The following is a 21,310-nucleotide window of genomic DNA, read 5'->3' on the forward strand; positions in this document are numbered from 1 at the left end:
AAGCACCGCAACTTCTCCGCGGGCAAGTGGTCGTGCTGGGCCACCCTGCCGGGCAACGCCAAGATCAAGGGCGACCCCGCCGCCGTCGTGTCCGACAACGGCAACCGCATCGACGTCTTCGCCCAGGGAATCGACAACCGCCTCAAGAAGCTGACCTGGATCGCCGGCCAGCAGTGGTACGACTGGGCCGACCTCGGCACCTACACCATCACGTCCTCCCCCGCCGTGACCATGCGCTACGACACCGGGTTCGACGTGTTCGCCCGCAACGCCGCCAACAAGATCGTCTACCGCCACTTCAGCATCGCCAGCGGCTGGGTCAACGACTGGGCCGCCATCGGTGACAACTGGAGCACCGTCACCGCCACCAGCGCGCCCGCGGCGGTCGCGAGCGCGGACGGCACCCGGATGAACGTCTTCACCAGCGCACCCGACGGCAGCCTGCTCACCCTGATGTGGACCAGCAGCGCCGGTTGGTACAACTGGGCTGACCGGGGACTGGCGATCACCGGCCGCCCGGCCGCGACGACGCGTGCCGGCACGAGCGTGGACCTGTTGCTGCGCCACTACGACAGCAGCCTGATCCAGTGGTACTCGCCCGACGGCGCGGACTTCACCACCTACAAACCACAGGACTTCGGCGGCTACATCGTCACCAGCCCCACCGCCGTCACCTGGGGCAACCAACGCATGGACGTCTTCAGCCGCAACAGCAACGGCGACCTCATCCAGAAGTTCTGGACCGCCACCAACAGCTGGACCCCCTACATCGGCCTCGGCCCCATCGGCGCCCCCGCCTGCTGATCGATGATCGCGGTTCGGCCGTGGCGGCTGCGGCCGCCACGGCCGAACCCGTCATCTCTCGCCTGGTCCGCACGCCCGCGTGCGATCCAGGCGTCCGCGACACCATCGCGTGCGTACCGGCCAACTCCGACGAGCCGATCCATCCGCTGTGGACGGTTGTCACCGCACGAGCGGCTGTCCTCCGCCACCCTCGCGGTGTCCGGGCCGCACTCCTACGCCTGGCGCGGCCAGCGCTCGTGGTGGTCGTCGATGCGGAACTCGTGGGCGTGCCGGTACACACCGCCCGCGAGGACCGCGTCGTGCAGGTGGTCGTGGCCCGCGTCGAGGTCGCAGTGCTCGTGCTCGACGACCGCGGGGTCGTGTCGCGGCCACAGCCGAAGTGCCGTCAGCGCGCCACCGGCGGTGACCACGCCGAGCACGAGGAACGCGGTGGTCGTGGTCGCCGCGCTCGCGACCCACCCGGCCAGCGGGTAGCAGAGCAGCCAGCAGGCGTGCGACAGCGCGAAGTCGGCGGCGAACAGCGCGGGCCGGTGCTCGGCGTGCGCCGACCGGCGCAGCAGCCGGGCGCCGGGGGTCGACGCCAGCGAGCACCCCGCGCCGATCACGGCCCAGAGCACCAGAACCGCCGGCCAGTGCCAGTCACCGAGCAGTGCCGCGAACGTCGCTCCGGCCAAGAGGGCCGCGAGCAGAACGGCGACCGCGCGCAGCACGACGTCCCGGTCACAGAACCGGTCCAGCAGCCTGGGCAGCGCCACGGCGGCGGCCAGGGAGCCCACTCCGTTGCACGCGAGCGCGATGGCGACGTCGGAGGCGCTGCGGTCCAGCACCTCGCGGACATAGGCGACGGTGTTGACCAGCACCATCGAGCCCGCCGCCGCGGTGGCGAGGTGCACGGCCAGCAGTCCGCGCAACCGCGGTGTGGCGAGGTAGATGCGGATGCCCCTGGTGGTCGCGGCGTAGCGGCTTCCGGTGCGCACCACCGGATCGGGACGCGGCACGACGGCCGAGACGACGAGGAGGGCGGAACCGGCGAACCCGATCGCCGTGCCGAGGAACAGGTCGTCGAAGCTCACCAGCACCAGCAACGCGGCGGCCAGCGCCGGGCTCAGCAGTCCTTCGAGGTCGTAGGCCATGCGCGACAACGTGATGGCGCGGGTGTACTCGCGTTCGTCCGGCAGGACGTCCGGGACGGTCGCCTGGAAGATCGGCGTGAACGCCGCCGAAGCCGCCTGCAGCACGAACATCAGCACGTAGACCTGCCACACCTGGTCCACCCACGGCAGCGCCACGGCGGCCCCTGCGCGCACGACGTCCAGCGCCACCAGCACGGCCCGCCGCGGCAACGCGCCGAGCAGCGCGGCCGCGATCGGCGCGACGCCGACGTAGGCCACCATCTTGACCGCCAGTGCCGTGCCGAGCACGGCGCCCGCGTCCGCGCCGGCGATGTCGTAGGCCAGCAGGCCCAGCGCGACGGTCGCCAGCCCGGTGCCCGTCAGGGCGACGACGTGCGCGCCGAACAGGTGGCGGTACGTGCGGTTGCGCAGGACGGCGAACATGCGTGGCACTATATGTGCTCATGTACGCACGCGACGACGTTGCAATAACGGACCATTGGCAACAGCTACCTTCTGGCGCTCACGTCAACGCTGCTGTCGACGGGTTCCGGATGCTCGCCGACCCAACGCGTTTCCGCATGTTGTGGCTGCTCTGCGGCGGTGAGTACGACGTCACGACCCTGGCCGCGGAGGTCGGCATCGCCCGCCCGGCGGTCTCGCAGCACCTCGCGAAACTGCGCATGACCGGACTGGTGACCGTGCGCCGCGAAGGCCGGCGAGCACTCTACGAAGCACGGGGCGGACACGTGCGGCGGCTGCTGTTCGAGGCCGTGAACGCCGCCGACCACCACCTCACCGGCACACCCGACCACGACTGAAGAGGAGCTGACCGCAATGGACCAGCGAGGACGCACAACCCGGATCGTGGCGGCCGTGGTGGTCGCGGCGATCGTGCTGACGCTGCTGTACGCGGCGGTGGCGAACTTCTGACGAGGAGGTCCGCCACCCGCCCGGAACAAGCAGTCCGGTCAGCCAACGGTTCGGTCAGACTGGCTGGCCGGCCTTGGACGCGTTGGCCTCGGTCCGGCGCGGCTCAGCCGGGCGCCACCGCCCCGCCGCACGCCGCCGAGGGACCCGGAACCCGCGCCGCATCGTCGTGACGCCCGAACAGTTCGACACCCGCCCACCCACCGCTTTCCGCGCCCGTCGTCGCTTACCGGTCACCAGCCGTCTTCCTGCGCCGTTGTGCGGGCAGGCTATGGCGGGCAGGAATGGACAAGAGATCGAGATCGTGAGTTTCGGTCAACTGTCGCGACGGGTGGCCGGCGCGGCGGCCCGGACGTTCGCGCTGAGGCGGACCGCGTCCCGGCGGGGCGGGTCACCGAACTGCCTGCGGTAGTCGCGGCTGAACTGGGCCGGGCTCTCGTAGCCGACCTGACGGCTGACGCCGGCGATGTCGCCGGGGCTCTCGGCGAGCAGCAACCTGGCCTGCTGCAGGCGGATCTGCTTCTGGTACTGGATGGGGCTCATCGAGGTGACGGCCTGGAAGTTGCGGTGGAACGCGGAGACGCTCATGCCCGCCCGCTGCGCCACCTCCTCGACGCGGAACGGCAGCGCGTGGTGGTCGCGGATCCACTGGACGGCCCTCGCGATGTGGCTGAGGCCGCTGCCCGGCTGGCCGAACTGGCGCAGCATGGCGGCCTGCTCACCGGTGAGCAGCCGCCAGATAATCTCCCGCTGGATCAGCGGCGCGAGCACGGGGATGTCGCGCGGCCGGTCGAGCAGGCGCAGGAGGCGGACGACGGCATCGAGCAGTTCGGCGGAGGCGGTGCTCACGGACAGCCCGGGCGGCACGCCGGGGCCGAGGTCGGGGAGCTCGCCGGGGTTCGCCGCCAGCAGCACCTCGGTGACGGCGGCCGGCCGCAGGTCCAGCCCGAAGCCGAGCGCGGGTTCCTCCGGGCTGGCTCGGACGAACTGCGCGGTCACCGGCAGGTCGACCGAGGCGATGACGTACTCCCCGGCGTGGTAGTCGTACAGGCGCTCGCCGAGCGCGAACCGCTTGGCGCCCTGGGCGACGACGGCCAGGACCTTGCCGTAGGTGGTCGGCGTCGGCGGGTTGGGCCGATCGGCGCGGAAGATGCGCACGGCATCGATGTCCGTGCTCAGATCGGGCCGGGCGTGCCGGGCCAGCAGGGCACGCATCTCGTCGAGCGACATGGTGATCATTCAATCACCACGCGACTCCGGGCCGCCGGGCCGCGGAGCGGTGGTGACGTCCACCCGTTGCGGCACAACGGGTTCTCCCCGCCCGCCCGCTCCTCCCCGGTGAGACGGATCCACAGGGGAGGAGCGAGCGGACGTGCCGTTCACCCGACGCCGACGGGTGCCCCGAGCGTCGAGTCGATGTGCCCGGCGAGCTCCGCCGGCGACGGGTGTGCCCACACCTCCGCCGGTGTCACCGCGATGTCCAGGTCGACCTGGAGCCTGCGGGTGAAGGCGACGGCGAGCAGCGAGTCCAGCCCGAGATCGGTGAACTTCGCGTGGGCCGCGACGGCGGCGGGCTGCGTGCCGAGCAGCGTGGCGAGCACGTGCACCACCGCCTCCTGCACCAGCCGCGCCCGTGCCGGTCCCGGTTCTTCGCCGCGCAGGTCGAAGGTCGCCGTCGCCTCCGGACGGCCCGCACCGGTGTGCAGGTCCGCCAGGAGCGGGCTGGCCAGCGCGTGCGGGAAAGCGCGGTACAGCAGTTCCGGCTGGTAGTCGAACACCCCCGTGTGCACGCGCCGGTGCCGCAGGAGCTCGGTGAGCGCGGCGAACCCGTCGGCGGTGGAGAGGGTGTCGAACCCGCGGGCGGCGAAGCCGGTGGCCCGTCCCGCCTCGCCCCAGGCGCCCCAGTCCACCGCCAGGGTCGGCAGTCCCCGGTCCTGCCGCCACCGGGCGAAGGCGTCGACCCAGCAGCCGGCCGCGGCGTAGTTCGCCTGCCCCGCGTTGCCGAGCACCGCCGACATGGAGGAGAAGACCACCAGCCAGTCCAGCGCCACGCCCTCGGTGGCGTGGTGCAGGTTCAGCAGGCCCGTGACCTTCGGGTGCCACACGCGGGCCAGCTTGTCGGGTGTCATGGCCACCAGCGGGGCGTCGTCGAGCACCACGGCGGTGTGCAGGACTCCGCGCAGGCCCGGTCCCGCCGCCTCGACCAGGCGGCGAGCCGTGTCCGGAGCCGTCACGTCGCCGCGCACGACCTCCACCGCGCAGCCGGTGGCCTCGACCGCGTCCAGCACGGCGCGAGCTCCGGGAGCGAGGTCGCCGCGGCCGCCGAGCACGACGCGGGCGGCGCCCGACTCGGCCAGCCACCGGGCCGCTTCCAGGCCGAGGCCGCGGGTGCCGCCGGTGACGATGTAGGCGGCGCCTCGGCGCACGGGGTGCTCCGGTGCGGGCGCGTGTGCGCGCACCCGCTCACCGGCTGCGGGGAAGGTCAGGGTGGTGCGGCCGACGAGGTCGCCGGACGCCAGCTTCCGGAACGCCTCCGCCGCCTCGGTGAGCGGCACGACCTCGGTGGGCAGCAGGGGCAGCGAGCCGTCCGCGATCCCGGCGAGCACCCGCGACATCGCCGCCCGGAACACGGCCGGCCGCTCGTTCGCGGTGAGCACCAGGTCCAGGGCGGTGTAGGTGTTGCCGTGCCGGAACTTGCCCAGGTCCACGCGCGCTCCGCCGTAGAGGTCGCGCTTGCCGATCTCGACGAACCGCCCGCCCGGCGCGAGAAGGTCCAGCGACGCCCGCATGGCGGCCCCGGCCAGCGAGTTGAGCACGACGTCGACGCCGCGGCCGCCGGTGGCCTCCAGCACCTGGCCGGCGAAGTCCAGGCTCCGGGAGTCGAACACGTGCCGAACCCCGTGCTCGCGCAGGTGGCGGCGTTTGGTCTCGGTGCCCGCGGTCGCGATGACCGACGCGCCCAGCAGCCGGGCGACCTCGATCGCGGCGAGCCCCGTGCCGCCCGCGGCGGAGTGCACCAGCACGGTCTCGCCTTCCCGCAGCCGCGCGAGGTCGTGCAGCGAGTGCCACGCCGTGACGTAGGTCAGCACGGACGGCACGATGCCGACCGGGTCGAAACCCGCGGGAATGCGCGCGGTCAGCTCGGCACGGGCCAGGCAGTGGGAGGCCATCGACCCGCTGCCGTCCGCGATCACGGCGGTGACCAGGTCGCCGGGCGACAGGTCGTCGACCCCCTCTCCGACGGCGAGCACCACCCCGGCGGCGTCGGAGCCGAGAGCGGGCAGCACCCCGTCGTCGGTGGGGTAGATGCCCAGCGCGATCAGGACCTCGCGGAAGTGCACCGTGCACGCGCCCGGCCGCAGCAGCACCTGGCCCGGTCCCGGTACCGGCAGCGGCTGCCCGGTCGTGACCAGGCGCAACCGGTCCAGGCCACCCTCGGGGTGCGCGCGCAGGACGAACTCGTCTTCGCCGACGACCGCGTCGACCTCACCGGCGGTCTGCGGCGGCCGCGCCGGCAGCGGCGCACGTGCCAGCCTCGCCGCGTACCGCCGGCCCGCGCGCCAGGCGACCTCCGGTTCGGCGGTGCCGGCGATCAGCTCCGCCACGACGTCCGCCAGGCCCTCGGCCGTGCCGGCGTCGCCGTCGACCCAGCTCATGGCCGACTCGGGTTGTTCGACGGCGGCCACGCGCAGCAACCCGCGCACGGCGCACACGCCGGGATCGACGCGGTCGCCGTCGAGCACGTGCCGCGCGTTGCGGCTGACCAGCCACAGGCGCGGCGGTGAGCTGCACCGCCCGTGCTCGCACAGGACCTCGGTCAGCCTCGTCACCCGCTCCAGCGCGTCGAGCTCACCGGTGGCGCACCACACGACCGACACCACGCCGGGATCGGGGATCGCGGCGACGTCGCGCACCACGGCAGCCCGCAGCCCGGCGCCGGTCAAGGCCTCCGCCACCCGCTCCGCGACGCCGTCGTGGTCGCCGGGCTCGCCGACCACGACCCACTCGCCGGACGGTGCCGTCACCGGCTCTTCCGCCAGTGGGTCTTCCGGGAGCGGGAGCTCGCGCCAGGAGATCTCGAACAGCCTGGAGTCGAGCCGCGTGTGCCCGGTCGCGGTCCGCGCGTTGCGGACCATGGTCACCTCCTCGAGCGCGCCGATCCACTGCCCGGTCTCGTCGTAGAGGTCGGCGCGGCCGGTCGCGGTGGTCCCGCCGTCGTGCGCCTCGGCGCGGACCCACGCGATGCGGCCGGGCCGCGCGCGCAGCACGACCTCGCCGATCCCGGTGGGCAGCCAGGGACCGCCGTCGCCGGGATCCCCGCCGCGGACCAGGCAGGCCGCCACCGACAGCAGACACCCGTCGAACAGCACCGGGTGCACGCGCGGCGCACCGGTGCGGACCTCCGCGTCGGCGGGCACCACGAGCCGGGTGACGCCGTCGGCGGTGGTGGCGGTGATCGAGTGGAAGGCCTCGCCGGTGTCCAGGCCGATCCGGCGGAACGCCGCGTACAGCTCGTCAGGTGGCGCCGGGGCGTCGGGCGGGCACAGCGCCGGGCGGAGGTCGGCCGGTCCCTCGCAGCGCACCGCCGTCGCCGAAGCCACCCGGTCCCAGTCCGCGCCCGCGCGCTGGACGACCTCGACCGCGACCCGGCGGCCGCTCCTGGTGGCCGAGACCTGCACGGGCACGGACCCGGCCAGCGGCAGCGCCCGCTCGAACCGCACGCCGGTCAGGCGAACCTCGTCCACCGGGCAGTCCAGCAGGCCGGTCACGGCGGCCAGGACCAGTTCGACGTGCGCGGCGCCCGGCACGAGCGGTGTGCCGTGCAGCCGGTGCTGCTCCATCCACCCGACCCGGTCGGTGCCGAGGTCAGCGCTCCACACGTGGCGCGTGCCCTCCTCGGCGTCGGCGTCCGGCACTGCGGTCCGCTCGCCCAGCCACATGTGCGCCGCCGTGCCGCGTGGCCCGTGCTCGTGCTCCTGCCAGTGGCGGGAGCGGTCGAAGGCCGTGGGCGGCAGGGTCGTCCGCCCGCCACCGCCGTTGACCGCTGCGAGGTCCACGGGCACGCCGGCCACGTGCAGAGCGGCGGCGGCACGGCACATCGCCTCCCGCCCGTCCAGGTCCCGCACCAGCGAGCCCGTCGCCACCACCGGCGCGCCCACCGCCAGCGCCGTCTCCTCCACCGCCTGCGTCAGCAGCGGGTGCGGCGACAGCTCCAGGAAGGCCCGGTGCCCGTCTTCGAGCAGTGCCCGGCACGCCAGGTCGAAGCGGACCGGGGCGCGCAGGTTGCGCGCCCAGTAGGCGCTGTCGAACACCACCTGCTCGCGCGGCCCGACGGCGGTCGAGTAGAACGGCACCGCCGCCGGTGCGCCCGACATCCACGAGGTGCGCGCGGCGATCTCGGCCAGGACGGGATCGACCTGCGGGGAGTGGGCCGCGACCACCACGGCGATCTGCTTGCAGAACACGCCGCGGTCCTGCCAGTGGTCCAGCAGCCGCGCCACCGCCGGGCCGTCACCCGCGACGACGGTGGACGCGGGCGCGGTCACGACGGCGACGGACACCCCGGGGATGCCCGCGATCTCGGCCTCGACCTGGTCCACGGGCAGCGCGACCACGGCCATGCAGCCGCCCGCGACCCGCTGGAGCAACGACGAGCGGGCCAGCGTGGCACGCATGCCCTCCTCCGGCGTCAGCATGCCCGCGGCCACCGCGGCGGCCGCCTCGCCCATCGAGTGACCCACCACGGCGGCCGGGCGCAGCCCCCGGTCCCGCCACATCTCCGCCAGGGCCGTCTGCACCGCGAAGATCACCGGCTGGACCAGGTCCATCCGCTCCAGGTGCTCGCCGGAGGCCAGCAACCGCCGCACCGGGACGCCCTGCTCGCTCGCCACGGCGTCGAGCCGGTCCACCACCGCGGTGAACGCGGGGTCGGAGCCGAGGAGGTCCCTGCCCATCCCCGGCCACTGCGCGCCGTGCCCGGAGAACACCCACACCGGCATGCCGGGATCGGCCGTCGGCCCCGTCACGACGTTCGGGTGCTCCTGCCCGTCGACCAGCGTGCGGAGTGCCCCGACCAGTTCGGCGCGGTCGCGCGCCACCACGCAGGCCCGCGTGGACAGGTGGCTGCGGTGGGCGGCGAGGGTGTGCGCGACGTCCGCCAGGTCGTCGGCCGAGGCCGCCACGTGGCCGGCCAGCCGGCGAGCCGTGGCGGCGAGCCCGCCCGGCGAGGCGGCCGAGACCGGGTACACCGCGGTCCGGTCCCGCACCGCTCCCGCGTCATGGGGCGGCGCCGGCGCGGGTGGCGGCTGCTCGACGATGGCGTGCGCGTTGGCCCCGGTGACGCCGAACGCCGACACCCCCGCGCGGCGGGGCCGGTCCCGGTCGTCCCAGGCGGTGGTGGCGGTGGGCACGAAGAAGCGGGTCCCGTCGGCGTCGATCCGCGCGTTCCACCGCGTGAAGTGCAGGTTCGCCGGGATGCTCCCCCGCCGCACCGCCAGCGCGGCCTTGATCAGGCCGAGCACGCCGGCCGCGCTCTCGGGGTGGCCGACGTTGGTCTTGAGCGAGCCGAGCGCGCAGGGCCTGCGGGACGTCCCGTAGGCGTCGGACAGCGCGGCGAACTCGATCGGGTCGCCGACCGGGGTGCCGGTGCCGTGCGCCTCCACGTAGCCGATGTCGTCGGCGGTGACACCGGCCGCGCGCATCGCCGTCTCGATGACCGCGCGCTGGGCCGCGCGGGAGGGCTGCGTGATGCCCTGCACCCGCCCGGCGTGGTTGACGGCGGTGCCGGTGATCACGGCGAGCACGCGGTCGCCGTCGCGCTGCGCGTCGGCCAGCCGCTTGAGCACCACCATCCCGCAGCCCTCGCCACGCACGAAGCCGTCCGCGCTCTCGTCGAAGGCCGCGCACCGCCCGCGCGAGGACAGCGCGCCGGCCCTGGCGAAACCGACGAGCCCGCCCCACTCCAGCTGCACCGTGGCGCCGCCCGCCAGCGCGAGGTCGGACTCGCCGTCGTGCAGCGAGCGGCACGCCAGGTGCACGGCGACCAGGGACGAGGCGCAGGCGCCGTCCACGGCCAGGGAGGGCCCGTTGACGTCGAGGATGTAGGAGATCCGGCCCGGCGCGCCGGAGGGGACCGCGGAGATGCCGTGGTAGACGTTGAAGTGCGCCAAGGTGAACCGCTTGGCGTAGTCGGCCCCCGAGATGCCGATGAACATGCCGGTCCGCGACCCCGCCAGCGAGCGCGGCGGCACACCGGCGTCCTCCAGCGCCTCCCAGGTGGTTTCCATCAGCAGCCGGTGCTGGGGGTCCACGCTGGCCGCCTCGCGCACCGGCACGCCGAAGAACCCGGGGTCGAACAGGTCGACGTCGTCGAGGAAGGACCCGCTGCGCAGGGCGGCCGAGTCAGCGAGGTCGGCGGGCACCACGCGCTCGCTCTCGGACCACCTCGTGCCGGGGCTCGACCCGGTCACGACGTCGCGCCGGTCCAGCAGCAGCTGCCACAGCTCGTCCGCCGAGGTGACCCCTCCCGGGGTGCGGCACGCCGTGCCGATGATCGCCACCGGCGTCTGCCGCCCGGTGCCCGAATTTCCTTCGTCCATCCCGTGATCCTTCTTCCGTGAGAGCTGCCCCGGACCCTCTGCGCCGGGGCGCGGGTGCCCGCGTCATCGGGGTCAGGCGAGCAACCTCGCCGTGGTGAGGGCGGCACGGGCGACCGGCGTGCCGAGCAGGGCCGGGATCGTGGTCTCGCCGCCGATGTAGGAGTCGAGACCGCGCCACACCGGGGGCAGGGCGGTGAGCGCGGTGTGGAACAGGCCGGGGCGCTTGGTGAAGACGTCCATGACCCGGCGGGAGGCGCGCATCTCGACCTCCAGGGTGGAGCGCACCGCGCCGGCGTAGGCGCCGATCGCCCGCTGGACGTCCCCCTGGTGCGACGCCCTGGCGACTTCGGCGGCCGCCGCACCGGCCCACGTGCCCGAGCGCAGCGCGAAGGAGATCCCCTCCCTCGACCACGGGTCGCACAGGCCCGCCGCGTCGCCGGCGACGATCGTGCGGCCGCGCGCCAGCGGCGAACCGGGACGACGGCACCTGGTCAGGTGGCCGGTGTCGTGCAGCGGGGTGCGGTCGGCGAGACCGTGGCGGCGCAGGAACTCCCGCAGGTAGGACTTCGTGGCCTCGCCCTGCCCGCGCGCGGCGACCACACCGGCGGTGCAGATGTCGCCCTTGGGGAAGACCCACCCGAACGAGCCGGGCAGCGGCCCCCACTCCATCAGCATCCGGCCGCGCCACCTCGCCGCGTCGCCCGGGCCGACCGGCACCTCGACCTCGAGCGCCAGGTCCACCTGTTCGCAGCTCACCCCGACGTGGCGGCCCACCCGGCTCGCGCTGCCGTCCGCGCCGACCACGGCGCGGGCGCGGATCCGCTCGCCGCCGCCGACGCGCACGACGACCTCGCCCGGCGCCTCCTCCAGCGCCGTCACCGCGGTCCGGTCCCGCACCACGGCGCCGGCCTCGGCGGCCGCCTTGGTGAGCGCGGCGTCGAGCTCGTCGCGGAACACCATCTTGCACCGCACCCGCGCGGTGGAGCCGAAAGTGCGCTCACGACGACCGTCCAGCCCGAACGTGACCGACTCGACCTCGTCGCGGACGGTGACGCCGAGGCCAGCGGGCAGGAACGCCTGCGAGCACCCGATCAGCCCGCCGCCGCAGGTCTTGTACCGCGGCACGGCCGCCCGTTCGAGCAACAGCACGGCACATCCGGCCTCCGCGGCCACTCGCGCCGCGGAGGCGCCCGCCGGTCCGGCGCCGACGACGACCACGTCCCACGACCGCCCGGCGGGGAGATCCGCTGACATCCGATCACCGTTCCTCAGAGGGCAGGCGGGCACGATCCGGTGCTCCGCAAGGAATTCGCGCCGGTGCCGCTCGTCGTCGAGCGATCGGCCGGACGCGGTCGGCGGTGACCCCGCCGGATGGTTCGAAGACTTCCCGAACGTAGCGACAGCGCGGCGCGGTGCGCGGAGCGACGAACGGCGATCAATCCCGTAGGGGCAACGACGTCGTCCGTCCTGGGAACACCGGCGCCACTCTGCGTGAAGTGCACCGGGGTACCGCGGGGTCGGACATCGACCGATCGGGGTGACCCGGCCGGAGATGTCCGTCCCCCTGCGACTGCGCACATCGGACCGACGGCGCCGAAGCGCGTGGCCGTTCGCCGGGGTGGCCCGGCGGAGCCCGGGACACCCCGGTCAGCTCAACCTCGCGGCGGGCAGGCGAACGTGACCGACGGCCCCGATGGTCCGCCACCGGGGGTGACCGCCACGACGCAGGCGCCGGGGACCATCGAGCCGGCGATCGCGCCGAAGTCGTACCGGTCGCCCACCGGTTCGGCACTCGCCGTCGGTACCAGCAGGACCATTCCCGCGACGACGAGACCGGCCACTTGTGCCATGCGTTTCATGCCATCTCCTCCATCCGTTCCACCGCGCCCTCCCGTGGGCGCGGGCTCTCGTGGCGCCCGGCCTATTCGGCCGTGGCGGTCGCCGTCCGGCATGGACGGCGGGGCCGGGCGGCGGGTGCCGGCGCGACCGGTGCGGGTGTGACAGGTGCTCGTGTGACAGGTGCCGGGGTGACAGGTGCCGGGGCGTCGGCGCACTCCGCGGGACATCGGGCGAGCTGTGAGCACAGGACCACCGGGCCGGTGAACGACCGGACCGCGATCGACCCGTCCGCCTGCCGCGTCACCGTGACCGCCGCCGGCTCGCCGGCCGCCGGGGCGTGCCGGGCGTGGTCCCTGGTGCGCCGGTGGAACGCCGCGAAGCCGATCACCGCGAACAGCACCAGCCACGCCACGCCGACCAGCGCGTGCCCCAGCGCGCCCCGGTCGGTGAACCCGGCCACCGCACCGGCCTGCATCGCGCCGTAGGCCAGCAGGTACCGCATGAAGTCCAGGTCGGACGACGGGTTGGTGATCGGGTTCTGCACCATCGCGTCGACGAGGCTGATCATGATGATCACGAACATGCCGGCCAGCTCGCTGGACAGCACGAGCCCCAGCACGATGCCCAGCCCGCCGTAGGTCAGCCCGCCGACGAACAGGCCGAATCCGAGCAGCCACGGCTGCACCGGATCCCAGAACACCGTCATCACCACGCCGGCGTACACGGCGACCAGGGCCGACACGAGCAGCAGCGCGACGGCTTTCGCCAGCAGCAGGCACCACCGCGGGTACCCGGCCAGCACGAGCCTCTGGTCGAAGTCGCCGGAGCGGCGCACCGACGCGAACATCATGAAACCGACGATCAACGTGACCGCGTTGATGCCACCGGTGATCATCGCCAGCTCGTTCGCGTCGACCCGCAGGACGCTGTCGAGCACCCAGGAGTGGAAGCCGATCGGTTCCGCCGGGATGATCGCGCACACCAGTCCCGTCCAGGACGGGATGAAGAACACGACCAGCGCCAGCGCCAGCCGGTTGCGGCAGTGCTGGGCGATCTCGAAGCCGATGCCCCTGAGCAGGACCGCCTGCCACGTCGTGCGCTCGTCCAGGGACAGCCACGCCGTTCTGGCCGCGTCGAGCAACGACCGCGCCGCGGTCACCTCGCCGCCACCTTCCCCGCCCTCGGCACCGGGAGCGGCGGCTCCTCCGCCACCACCCGGCCGGCCCGCAGGCGGTGGATGCGGTCGAACCGCTCCAGGTCGTGGGCGATGTGCGAGATGACCAGCACGGACTGGCCGCGGTCGCGCAGCTGTTCGGTGATCGACCAGAAGTTCAGGTAGTTGTCCCAGTCGAAGCCCTGGTACGGCTCGTCCATCAGCACGACGCCGGGGTCGTGCATCAACGCCAGCACCAGGTTGAGCTTCTGCCGCGTGCCGCCGCTGAGGGTGCCCGTCCTGGCGCGGCGGTACTTCCCGAGGTCCAGCCGTTCCACCAGCTCCTCGGCGCGCTCCAGGCCGGCGAGGTGGTAGGCGCTGCGGAAGTAGCGCAGGTGCTGCTCGACGGTCAGGTCGTCGTTGAGCACGATCCGCTGCGGGCAGTAGCCCAGCCGGTCGCGCCGCACCACCGTGCCGCGGTCGGGTCTCAGCTCGCCGGCCAGCGTCCGCAGCAAGGTCGTCTTGCCCGCGCCGTTCTCGCCGATGATCCCCATGATCTCGCCCGGCCGCAGGGCGAAGTCGACGCCGGCGAGGACCGGTCGCGAGCCGAAGGCCTTGTGCAGGTCGATCGCTCGCAAGGTGAAGTCTTCAGTGGACATGGAACCCTCCGGACGAACAGTGCCTTCCGCGGACAGCGCTCAACGACTCCCCCGGCTGGCGACGGACGTCGCCAGCTCGGTCAGCGCGCCCTTGACCGCGGGCGCCACCGGTGCGACCCGCAGCACGGCGAGCGCGCGTTCGGTGCGGATGCGGATCAGGTGCTCCACCCTCGCGTCCGCTCCGGTGTCCACGACGACCTGGCGCAGCCTGCGCGCCTCGCCGTGGTTGAGGCCGGGTTTGCCGTGCAGCGCCACGATCAGCTCGCGCTGGGCGCTCGTGGCGTGCTTCCACGCCAGGGCCATCAGCACCGTCCGCCGGCCCCGGCACAGGTCGTCGAGGTCCGGCTCCCCCGCCGCCCCGGGGTCGCCGAACACCCTCAGCAGGTCGTCGCGAAGCTGGAACGCCTCGCCGACCGGCCGTCCGTAGGCCCGGCACGCGTTGAGCACGCGCCGGTCGGCACCACCCAGCACGGCGCCGATCCGCAGCGGCAGCTCCACGGAGTAGCGCGCCGTCTTCAACCGGACCAGCCGCCACGCGTCGCGCAACGGGTTGTGCGACTCCGTCGTCAGGTCGAGGTACTGGCCCGCGATCAGCTCGGTGCGCATGACGTGCAGCAGCGCCCTGGCCTCGCGGCGGCGTTCCTCGTCGAGCCCCGCCTCGCCGAAGACCTCGTCCGACCACGACAGGCACAGGTCCCCCAGCAGGATCGCCGTGCTCACGCCGAACCACCTGGCCTCCTCCCAGCCGGCCGGCGCGGTGTAGTGCTCCGCGAGCTTCCGGTGCACCGTCGGCTTGCCCCCGCGCACTCCCGCGGCCTCCACGACGTCGGCGTGGATCAGGGCGAAGGAGTGGAACAGCTCGATCGCGGCGCCGACCCGCGCGGCGGCCTCCACGTCGGGCTCGTCGCCCCTCGCCGCCCACCCGCAGTAGAGGAACAACGGCCGCAGCCGCCTGCCGCCCTCGACGAAGTCCCGCAGGACGCCGATCAGCGGCGGCAGGCACGTGTCCAGCGCCGTGCGCACCTTGCGGTCCAGGAACCGGTCCAACGCGGTGTCCACCTGGTGACGAACCCACTGGAGGTCGAGCCGAGGAGCCCCCGCCAGGCCGGCGCACTGGTCGGTGAAGGGGCTGAGCGTCATGTTTCCTCCACTTTCATTGCCACGAATCTGCGGGACCCCGCAATGACTCCGCAACGCGAGCCGGAACCACGAAATCCCGCCGAACCGAGGCTTGGTGAACCGAGGTCTCCGAACAACCGAAAATTAACAGCGCCCGCCGGAGCGCCGCAATACGGATGCGCTTTGTTGCCCGTTCGAGTCACCGGAAACCGACCCGAACTGGACGTTCTCGCCCACACTCGCCCACAAGCCGTTGACGTGCGGGTTCCTCTCCACTCTGCGCTACCCGCCACCCGTTTTCACCTACCCCACACCTACCCATCAGTGTCACGGGGGACTCCCTATCAGCATGAAAAGCAAGGGACGGCTTGAGGAAGCCGCAGCGGTGTGGCAGCTTTGAGTAGACGTTTTTCCACGACCCTCTTTTACGCGGAATTGTCGTCACTCCGGCACCGGGAATCGTCATGACCAATGGCGTCACCGGGCCGGACAGCAGGCCCGGCCGCTTTTCACCCCACCCCGCGCGCACCTGTGGGCGGCGAGCGGACCGAGACGCCACGCGGCGGAGCGGCTTCGAGCGGCACCGCCGACCGGCCACCACCGGTGGCGGAGCCCACCACCTCACGACGCCCAGCACTCACGACACAAGGAGAACTCGATGAAACGTGCTGCGACCATCCTCGCCGCGGCGGTCGCCGTGGCGCTGTCCACGATGCCCGCCGCTGGCACCGCCTCGGCGAAACCCCCGTCGGATCCCGGCCCCGGCCCGGTCGAGTCCGATCGCGAGTGGCAGCGGTACCGGGACTACCCGAACCACTTCCTGTGTGAGAGCCACGGGGCTTTCGGCGTGGTCATCGGCCGCTGGCAGGACTGGCGGTGCGACGACGACGGCGTGCTCTGGGTCAAGGACTGACCGTTCGCCTCGGCGCTCCGCCCGTCGACCAGAGGTCGGGCGGAGCGCCGCGTTCGGCGCGGTGCCCGGTGAGTGGTGGCCGTCAGCCACTCACCGGGCACGTCGGTCCCGCACCGCGTCCGCCTGCCGGGCCAGGCGCACCAGGTCGCCGCCGGCATCGGTCAGCACGACGTCGCAGCCGCTGTCCGCGGACGTGCGCAGCAACGACTCCGCGCGGCCGCGGGTGGTCGCGCCGTGGACCGCCAGGTCGCACAGCCAGTCCACCAGGACCTGTCCCGCTCCCGCCACCGGCTCGGGCACCTCGCTGACGCACAGCACCTCGGGCCCGCTCAAGCGGTCGCACTCGACTTCCCCTGCCGGTTCCACCCCACCGGCACCTTCCCGGCGATAGCACGCGGCGGCACCGGCAGGTCGGCTGTCCGGGCGAACGGCCCGGCCGTCCGGGAGCGCTACCATCCGCCAGGCGAGATCCGAAGGATCAAGAGCAAGGCGGAGGAGCATGGACCGGGTTGACCCTCGAAGACCCGACGAGCTGGGCGACGGCCGGCCGGACCTGCTGGAACGGATCGACGAGGCCGCTGTCGCGCTGGAGGCCCTGCGCGGCGTGTTCGCCCTCGCCGAACCGCTCGGGGAGGTCCTCAAACGGGTTGCCGACAGCGCGGTGCTGGCCATCGCCGACGCCGACGGAGTCACGATCACCGTGGTGACCGACGACGGGGTGCACACCGCGGCGGCGACCGAGGAGCAGCTCGTCGAGCTCGACGAGGTGCAGTACGACGTCGGTCACGGCCCGTGCCTGGAAGCGGCCACCGCGCGGCAGGCCGTCCGCGCCGTGGTGGGCCAGCACCGGAAGCTGTGGCCGGAGTTCGAGGCGGCGGCCCACCGCCTGGGCGTCTGCGCGTACCTCTCCGTGCCCATGCTGGTCACCGCCACCGACGGCGAGAAGCTGGTGGGATCGCTCAACGTCTACGGCAGCACGGCGAGCGCCTTCGACCCGTTCGACGAGAGCGTGATGCGGCTGTTCACCACCGCCGCCTCCGCCGCGATCACCAACGCCCAGCTGTGGCGGGACACCCGCAGCCGGGTGACCCAGCTGGAAGCCGCCGTGTACTCCCGCGCCGAGATCGACCAGGCCAAGGGCATGCTGATGGCCGTGCACGGGTGCAGCGCCGACGAGGCGTTCTTGATGCTGGTCCAGCGCTCGCAGACCCAGAACGTGAAGCTCCGCGAGGTCGCGCGCGACATCCTGGCCTCCGTCAGGAAGGGCTGAGCGAAGACGGCCGGAGGTGCGGGATCGTCCCCGCGCTGGATCGTGCCGTTCGCCTACCCGCGGACGCGCCTGGGCTTGGGCCTGCCCGGCCACGGGTGCCGGCTCCAGTCGGCACCGCCCGGCCGGCTGTCGTGCCGACCGGGCGGGAGCGGCTGCCTGAGACGTTGTGGCCAGAGCGGGACATCGGGTTCACCGAGTCAGGTACTCGACCTCCCGGCGGAGCGTCTCCGGGTCGTTGAAGTGCGCCGTGTGGCCGACGCCGGGCCAGGTCAGCAGCTTCGATCCGGCGATCTGGGACGCCATCCCGACGCCCCACGAGTGGGGCGTGGCGGGATCGTCGGTGCCCGCGACGACGAGGATCGGCGGTGTGCCGCGCACAGGGATGCTGCCCCACGGGTTCGCGGGCTTGATCGGCCAGCCCAGGCATCCCGCGTGGACGTCCCAGGCCTCGATGTAGCCGCGGATCGTCGGCCCGGCTCGAAGCATCTCGGCCTGGCGCGCGGCGAACTCGGTGTACCCGATGTCTCCGGTCGGCAGGTCGTGACAGGTGATCACGCGGTACGCGGGGCTGGTCGGGGCGACGGTGGCGAAGGCCGCGGCGTTCGTGCCGGCGGCGGCGAGGTCTGCGGCCAGGCCGCTCCAGGCGCTGCGGAAGATCAGCCGTCCGTACGTGCCGAACCCGACCTGGTCGGCGGTCACCCCGGCGGGGAAGCCGTCGGCGTGCAGCGGTGCGCGGTCGAGGAGCGACCGGTACTCGGCCCTGACGTCGCGGCCGTGCAAGGCGCAGGCAGGATCGGACGCGCACCAGTCGGCGAAGAGCCCGAAGACGTTCTCCGCCGAGGCCGCTTCCTCCACCACCAGCCTGCGGGACCCCACGGCGTGGTCCAGCGGACCGTCCAGCACGGCGGCTCGCACCCGTTCCGGGTACAGCCTCGCGTAGGTCGCCGCGAGCAACGTCCCGTAGGACAGGCCGATCCAGCTCACCTGACGTTCGCCGAGCGCGCTGCGCACGGCGTCGAAGTCCCTGGCCGCGCTGATCGTGTCGACGTGGTCGATCAGCGGGCCGGTGGCTTCCCGGCACCCTCGTGCCAGGTCCCGGTTGTAGGAGATCAACCGGTCGAACTCCTCGCGCGAGCGGGGATACCTGGTGTGGTCCGAGGTCGGCTTCCGGCACGCGATCAGGGGCCGGCTGTCCCCGACGCCTCGCGGGTCGACCCCGACGACGTCGAAGCGGCCGAGCAGTTCGGCGGGGAAGGTCTCGGGCGCGGAGTCGCGGATGAAGTGCCTTGCGGCGTTTCCCGGTCCTCCGGGGTTGAAGAACAAGGTTCCGATCCGTTTCGCCGGATCGGCGGCACGGACTCGAGTCACCGCCACCGTGATCCGAGCACCTTCCGGGCGCTTCCAGTCGAGCGGCACGCTCAACGACGCGCACTCGGCTCCGGAATCACCGCAGGCCTGCCAATGCAATGCGGAGGGGGTGGCATTGGCACCGGTGACGGGGACGACAAGTGAGGCAGCGGTTGTTATGGCAAGTGCTATCGCAGAGAGCATGGATCCTCCTCGGATGAAGCAGGGCGAAGTGGATTGGCCGTGGCGGAGCGGTGAGATTCGGTGACGGTTCGCGGAAAACGCGAACAACCGGTTCGCAGGGCTGGATCCGCTCGGCCGCCGGGTCCCCGCCCGCGCCGATCACCGAAGTGGCCGCTTCCGCCCCGGGGAAGGCGGAAACGGCCACCGCATCGGCTAGAGCCGGACGAGCGAGGCCAGCGCCTGCTGCCCCTGCTGGTTGGGGTGGAAGACGGCCTCCGGTCCCTCCTGGCCCGGCGCCAGCGCGTCGAAGCCGCGCAGGAACGGGGTGCCGGCTTCGCACAGGGCGTGGCCGTCGAACGTGCCGGGGCGGGAGAACGGGCTGGCGTACGTGGCGTTGATGCCCTGCCAGCGCGCCGTGGCCACGGCGGAGCGGAGCGCGGCGTCGATGCCGTCCGCGACCTTGTTGCCCTCACGGCGTTCGTCGGCGGTGAGGACGGACTCGCTGCAGATCGGGTCGAGCGGAACGGCCGGCAGGCTGTCCGAAGCGGACACCTGACGGCCGTAGCCCACGACGACGATCCGCGCGTGCGGGCTGCGGTGGCGGATCTTGGCGAGCAGACCCGTGACGTTGACGGCCATCTGCGGCAGCTTGGCGAGGGTGGCGCCGGTCGGAGCGCCCGTGCAGTCGGCCTGGATGCACGTACCGCCGTACGTCGAGAAGTCGATGTCGTTGCCACCCGCGGTGAGCAGCACCAGGTTCGTGCTCCGCTTCAGGGCGTCGAGCTGCGCGGGGCGGTCCTTGAAGGGCTGCGCGAAGTCCGCGGTGGTGGCGCCGCTGCAGGTCACGTTGGTGAACGAGCCGAGCCGGCCGGCCGCGCGCAGTCGCGCCGCCACCTGTTCGCCGTAGGAGTTGCCGCTGCGCCAGCAGTTGCCGGCGGTTCCGTCCTGGTAGGAACCCGCGCCGGTACCCGAAGCGTACGAATCACCGAGTGCCACGAGCGAGATCGGTCCGGTCGCGTTGGCCACTGGAGCAATACCGAGCGTCGCCAATGCAGCGATAAAGACGGCGATCGATCTTTTCACTGATCCTCCGAAGTTGAACGAAATTTCGCCGCGACGCTACCGGCCTTGCCCGTGTCGATGCCGCCAAACGAGACACATCGATCTTCTCGCGCCTCTGCGACCTGCGTATTGCACCGCGAGGGGAGCGATTCTGGGCACTGAGGCACACCCGGCGGCGACGCCTGTAGTGCGCATTGGCCGCACGTTTACCGCGTCGTCTCAGGAGAAATTCCGGGGGGGCGGTGACGAAATTCGAACTTCCCGGCGGAATCTCCGAATTCTGCGTGGAGGGGCGGGAAGATGGCGGGCCACACCTGTTCGACGGCGTAGCCGTGGGGAACGCCGGCGTTCGGTGCCCCGGAGGAGCCCGCGGCCTCGGACACGTCCGCGGAGCAAGTCGTGTGACAGACGTGGCGGTGCCCTGCCGAGCACCAGCATGACGACCGGCATCGGACGGCACGGGAGGAAGTCATGAAGATCGGGAGCTTGGGCGCTGGAGCGATCGGCACCGCGATGGCCACTCGTTTCCTCGCAGCGCATGGCCGCGGTGCACCACCATCCACAGGTGCGGCGACTCGAAGACGCGGGCGTCGGCCTCGACGAGAGCCACGGCCGCGGCGTCCTCGGCCTTCCCGCAGCACGGCGCCACCTCGGTCAGGTCGCCGACGCTCATCCTCGCCAGCGGCGGGAGCACCCGGACTTGCCGGAGCTCCGCCCAGGGCCTCCTCGTACCGCTGGGCGTGGAAGGCCACCAGCCCGGCGGTCCACGCCGTCAAGGCCGCCTCGTGCGCCCTCGGCGTCTGCTTCGACAGCGGCCGGCTGCGGGAGCGACCTCACGAACGGCCGGCGCTCCGCCTCGGTCCCCTGTCCGGCGGCCTGGCGGTCAGAAGACCTTCACCCAGCCCATCACCGTCGAGACGGTGAAGGCCACCACCAGCAGCGTGAACACCACCACCAGCGTCAGCGTCACGATGGGGGCCGTGCGCGAGGGCATCGGCTGCGGGTGGGACAGGCCGGACGTCTGGCCCGCCTCGGGCGGGGTGTCGCCGGGCGCGACACCGCCACCGGCTTCGAGGCCGGGGGTGCGGGCGGGGTCGGCGTCGGGCGGGGTGTCGCGGGGAGCACCACCGCCCTTGGTGCCGGCGTTGATGTTCGGGTCCGGGTCGGGCGCGGTCGCGGTCATGACGCCGAATACCCCCACTCGGCCGACGTGAACACCTCCGCACCCCGCAGTGCCGGAACGCCCGGCGGACATCACGCTGCCGGGTGGCTCACCACCCCGAGCCTCCCCACCGGACGCCGGTGCTCCGGCGGCCGCGGG

General features: G+C 72.9%; 16 protein-coding genes. 4 read left to right on the top strand and 12 right to left on the bottom strand.

What is annotated here, in order from left to right:
* A partial coding sequence (locus BMW88_RS32650) for a DUF8189 domain-containing protein (RefSeq protein ID WP_218148289.1) occupies positions 1–804 on the top strand: 804 nt, incomplete at its 5' end.
* 212 nt (positions 805–1,016) lie between these two features.
* On the opposite strand, the gene BMW88_RS32655 is transcribed toward BMW88_RS32650, so the two are convergent.
* A complete protein-coding gene (locus BMW88_RS32655; protein WP_089958451.1) occupies positions 1,017–2,360 on the bottom strand; it encodes an MFS transporter in 1,344 nt (447 codons plus the stop codon).
* A 20-nt stretch (positions 2,361–2,380) separates the two neighbouring features.
* Between BMW88_RS32655 and BMW88_RS32660 the strand changes: the two genes are divergently transcribed.
* On the top strand, positions 2,381–2,737 hold the full coding sequence (locus BMW88_RS32660; protein ID WP_089958454.1) for an ArsR/SmtB family transcription factor: 357 nt from the start codon (positions 2,381–2,383) through the stop codon (positions 2,735–2,737).
* A gap of 424 nt (positions 2,738–3,161) precedes the next feature.
* On the opposite strand, the gene BMW88_RS32665 is transcribed toward BMW88_RS32660, so the two are convergent.
* The 7 genes from BMW88_RS32665 to BMW88_RS32695 all read right to left on the bottom strand — a co-directional run bounded on the left by BMW88_RS32665 (position 3,162) and on the right by BMW88_RS32695 (position 15,235).
* On the bottom strand, positions 3,162–4,085 hold the full coding sequence (locus BMW88_RS32665; RefSeq protein WP_245778209.1) for an AraC family transcriptional regulator: 924 nt from the start codon (positions 4,083–4,085) through the stop codon (positions 3,162–3,164).
* A gap of 140 nt (positions 4,086–4,225) precedes the next feature.
* Entirely contained in the window at positions 4,226–10,444 is a 6,219-nt protein-coding gene (locus BMW88_RS32670) for a type I polyketide synthase (protein WP_089958456.1), read from the bottom strand.
* A 72-nt stretch (positions 10,445–10,516) separates the two neighbouring features.
* The gene (locus BMW88_RS32675; protein ID WP_089958459.1) at positions 10,517–11,698 is read right to left on the bottom strand and encodes a geranylgeranyl reductase family protein; all 1,182 of its coding nucleotides are present in this window, start codon (positions 11,696–11,698) and stop codon (positions 10,517–10,519) included.
* 398 nt (positions 11,699–12,096) lie between these two features.
* Positions 12,097–12,303: a hypothetical protein gene (locus BMW88_RS32680; RefSeq protein ID WP_143116379.1), complete on the bottom strand. Its 207-nt coding sequence runs from the start codon at positions 12,301–12,303 to the stop codon at positions 12,097–12,099.
* 62 nt (positions 12,304–12,365) lie between these two features.
* Entirely contained in the window at positions 12,366–13,442 is a 1,077-nt protein-coding gene (locus BMW88_RS32685; protein ID WP_089958464.1) for a hypothetical protein, read from the bottom strand.
* Positions 13,439–14,095 (bottom strand): ABC transporter ATP-binding protein, encoded by a 657-nt coding sequence (locus BMW88_RS32690; protein WP_089958467.1) that lies wholly within the window; start codon positions 14,093–14,095, stop codon positions 13,439–13,441. Before BMW88_RS32690 ends, BMW88_RS32685 begins: the two co-directional genes overlap by 4 nt.
* 39 nt (positions 14,096–14,134) lie before the next feature.
* Positions 14,135–15,235 (bottom strand): polyprenyl synthetase family protein, encoded by a 1,101-nt coding sequence (locus BMW88_RS32695; protein WP_089958470.1) that lies wholly within the window; start codon positions 15,233–15,235, stop codon positions 14,135–14,137.
* A gap of 637 nt (positions 15,236–15,872) precedes the next feature.
* On the opposite strand from BMW88_RS32695, the gene BMW88_RS32700 reads away from it, so the two are divergent.
* Positions 15,873–16,127, top strand: a complete 255-nt coding sequence (locus BMW88_RS32700) for a hypothetical protein (RefSeq protein ID WP_089958473.1) — start codon at positions 15,873–15,875, stop codon at positions 16,125–16,127.
* A gap of 90 nt (positions 16,128–16,217) precedes the next feature.
* Here BMW88_RS32700 and BMW88_RS32705 read toward each other — a convergent pair whose 3' ends face one another.
* Positions 16,218–16,493 (bottom strand): SbtR family transcriptional regulator, encoded by a 276-nt coding sequence (locus tag BMW88_RS32705; RefSeq protein ID WP_143116380.1) that lies wholly within the window; start codon positions 16,491–16,493, stop codon positions 16,218–16,220.
* A gap of 133 nt (positions 16,494–16,626) precedes the next feature.
* Here BMW88_RS32705 and BMW88_RS32710 point away from each other — a divergent pair, with 133 nt between their 5' ends.
* Positions 16,627–17,397: an ANTAR domain-containing response regulator gene (locus BMW88_RS32710; RefSeq protein WP_089958476.1), complete on the top strand. Its 771-nt coding sequence runs from the start codon at positions 16,627–16,629 to the stop codon at positions 17,395–17,397.
* A gap of 189 nt (positions 17,398–17,586) precedes the next feature.
* Here the strand turns inward: BMW88_RS32710 and BMW88_RS32715 are convergent, their stop codons facing one another.
* The 3 genes from BMW88_RS32715 to BMW88_RS32730 all read right to left on the bottom strand — a co-directional run bounded on the left by BMW88_RS32715 (position 17,587) and on the right by BMW88_RS32730 (position 21,172).
* A complete protein-coding gene (locus BMW88_RS32715; RefSeq protein WP_245778210.1) occupies positions 17,587–18,771 on the bottom strand; it encodes an alpha/beta hydrolase in 1,185 nt (394 codons plus the stop codon).
* A gap of 369 nt (positions 18,772–19,140) precedes the next feature.
* Positions 19,141–19,953 (bottom strand): SGNH/GDSL hydrolase family protein, encoded by an 813-nt coding sequence (locus BMW88_RS32720; protein ID WP_177221530.1) that lies wholly within the window; start codon positions 19,951–19,953, stop codon positions 19,141–19,143.
* Positions 19,954–20,872: 919 nt separating this feature from the next.
* Positions 20,873–21,172 (bottom strand): DUF6480 family protein, encoded by a 300-nt coding sequence (locus tag BMW88_RS32730; protein ID WP_245778211.1) that lies wholly within the window; start codon positions 21,170–21,172, stop codon positions 20,873–20,875.
* Positions 21,173–21,310 lie beyond the last annotated feature (138 nt).

It is taken from the genome of Lentzea xinjiangensis (genome assembly GCF_900110955.1).
In the GTDB taxonomy this organism is placed as follows: domain Bacteria; phylum Actinomycetota; class Actinomycetes; order Mycobacteriales; family Pseudonocardiaceae; genus Lentzea; species Lentzea xinjiangensis.

Coding starts and splice junctions, on each gene's coding strand:
- BMW88_RS32655 (WP_089958451.1), bottom strand. CDS start 2,360: ATGTTCGCCGTCCTGCGCAACCGCACGTACCGCCACCTGTTCGGCGCG.
- BMW88_RS32660 (WP_089958454.1), top strand. CDS start 2,381: ATGTACGCACGCGACGACGTTGCAATAACGGACCATTGGCAACAGCTA.
- BMW88_RS32665 (WP_245778209.1), bottom strand. CDS start 4,085: ATGATCACCATGTCGCTCGACGAGATGCGTGCCCTGCTGGCCCGGCAC.
- BMW88_RS32670 (WP_089958456.1), bottom strand. CDS start 10,444: ATGGACGAAGGAAATTCGGGCACCGGGCGGCAGACGCCGGTGGCGATC.
- BMW88_RS32675 (WP_089958459.1), bottom strand. CDS start 11,698: ATGTCAGCGGATCTCCCCGCCGGGCGGTCGTGGGACGTGGTCGTCGTC.
- BMW88_RS32680 (WP_143116379.1), bottom strand. CDS start 12,303: ATGAAACGCATGGCACAAGTGGCCGGTCTCGTCGTCGCGGGAATGGTC.
- BMW88_RS32690 (WP_089958467.1), bottom strand. CDS start 14,095: ATGTCCACTGAAGACTTCACCTTGCGAGCGATCGACCTGCACAAGGCC.
- BMW88_RS32695 (WP_089958470.1), bottom strand. CDS start 15,235: ATGACGCTCAGCCCCTTCACCGACCAGTGCGCCGGCCTGGCGGGGGCT.
- BMW88_RS32700 (WP_089958473.1), top strand. CDS start 15,873: ATGAAACGTGCTGCGACCATCCTCGCCGCGGCGGTCGCCGTGGCGCTG.
- BMW88_RS32710 (WP_089958476.1), top strand. CDS start 16,627: ATGGACCGGGTTGACCCTCGAAGACCCGACGAGCTGGGCGACGGCCGG.
- BMW88_RS32730 (WP_245778211.1), bottom strand. CDS start 21,172: ATGACCGCGACCGCGCCCGACCCGGACCCGAACATCAACGCCGGCACC.